Below are 1,831 nucleotides of genomic sequence, written 5' to 3' on the forward strand. Positions count from 1 at the left end.
GGTGTGTGGATGGGTAGGGGAGCGTCGTGCGGCCGGCGAAGCATCCGAGGAATCGAGGTGTGGAGGCCGTGCGAGTGAGAATGCAGGCATGAGTAGCGAATCAGAAGTGAGAAACTTCTGCGCCGGATGACCAAGGGTTCCTGGGCCAGGCTAATCCGCCCAGGGTAAGTCGGGACCTAAGGCGAGGCCGACAGGCGTAGTCGATGGACAACGGGTTGATATTCCCGTACCCGCTGTGCGCCGTCCATATCGAACCCAGTGATACTAAGGGTCCTTAACCCCTCCGAGCCTTCGGGCTTGGGGTGAGGGTGAACGCCCGGCCTGATCTGGTAGTAGGTAAGCGATGGGGTGACGCAGGAAGGTAGCCCATCCCAGGCGGTGGTTGTCCTGGGGTAAGCATGTAGAGGGAGTGGTAGGTAAATCCGCCGCTCATGAACCTTGAGATGTGATGCCGAGCCGATTGTGGCGAAGTGGGTGATCCTATGCTGCCGAGAAAAGCCTCTAGCGAGGAGCATGGCGGCCCGTACCCGAAACCGACTCAGGTGGTCAGGTAGAGAATACCAAGGCGATCGGGTGAACTGCGGTTAAGGAACTCGGCAAATTGCCCCCGTAACTTCGGGAGAAGGGGGACCTCGACTGGTGAAGGCACTTGCTGCCGGAGCTGGTGGGGGTCGCAGAGGCCAGGGGGAAGCGACTGTTTACTAAAAACACAGGTCCGTGCGAAGTCGTAAGACGATGTATACGGACTGACGCCTGCCCGGTGCTGGAACGTTAAGGGGACCGGTTAGCTCATTTCGGTGGGCGACGCTGAGAACTTAAGCGCCAGTAAACGGCGGTGGTAACTATAACCATCCTAAGGTAGCGAAATTCCTTGTCGGGTAAGTTCCGACCTGCACGAATGGCGTAACGACTTCCCCGCTGTCTCAACCGCAGACCCGGCGAAATTGCACTACGAGTAAAGATGCTCGTTACGCGCAGCAGGACGGAAAGACCCCGGGACCTTCACTACAGCTTGACATTGGCGTTTGGAGCGTCTTGTGTAGGATAGGTGGGAGACTGGGAAGCCGCCACGCTAGTGGCGGTGGAGTCATTGGTGAAATACCACTCTGGTCGTTTTGAACGTCTAACCTGGGTCCGTGATCCGGATCAGGGACAGTGTCTGGTGGGTAGTTTAACTGGGGCGGTTGCCTCCTAAAGGGTAACGGAGGCGCCCAAAGGTTCCCTCAGCCTGGTTGGCAATCAGGTGTCGAGTGTAAGTGCACAAGGGAGCTTGACTGTGAGACCGACGGGTCGAGCAGGAGCGAAAGCTGGGACTAGTGATCCGGCGGTGGCATGTGGAAGCGCCGTCGCTCAACGGCTAAAAGGTACCCCGGGGATAACAGGCTGATCTTCCCCAAGAGTCCATATCGACGGGATGGTTTGGCACCTCGATGTCGGCTCGTCGCATCCTGGGGCTGGAGTAGGTCCCAAGGGTTGGGCTGTTCGCCCATTAAAGCGGTACGCGAGCTGGGTTTAGAACGTCGCGAGACAGTTCGGTCCCTATCCGCTGCGCGCGCAGGAGACTTGAAAGGGGCTGTCCCTAGTACGAGAGGACCGGGACGGACGAACCTCTGGTGTGCCAGTTGTTCCGCCAGGAGCACGGCTGGTTGGCTACGTTCGGAAGGGATAACCGCTGAAAGCATCTAAGCGGGAAGCTCGCCTTGAGATGAGGTCTCCCACCCGTGAGGGGTAAGGCTCCCGGTAGACGACCGGGTTGATAGGCTGGAAGTGGAAGCGCGGTAACGTGTGGAGCTGACCGGTACTAATAGGCCGAGGACTTGACCACAAAGCA

Annotated in this window: 1 rRNA gene; it reads left to right on the top strand. The window is 58.5% G+C overall.

Going from position 1 to position 1,831, the window contains the following annotated elements:
• Positions 1–1,825, top strand: a 23S ribosomal RNA gene (locus Psi01_RS42850); the annotation flags it as partial.
• Positions 1,826–1,831 lie beyond the last annotated feature (6 nt).

It is taken from the genome of Paraplanobispora siamensis, from assembly GCF_016863175.1.
Lineage (GTDB): Bacteria > Actinomycetota > Actinomycetes > Streptosporangiales > Streptosporangiaceae > Planobispora > Planobispora siamensis.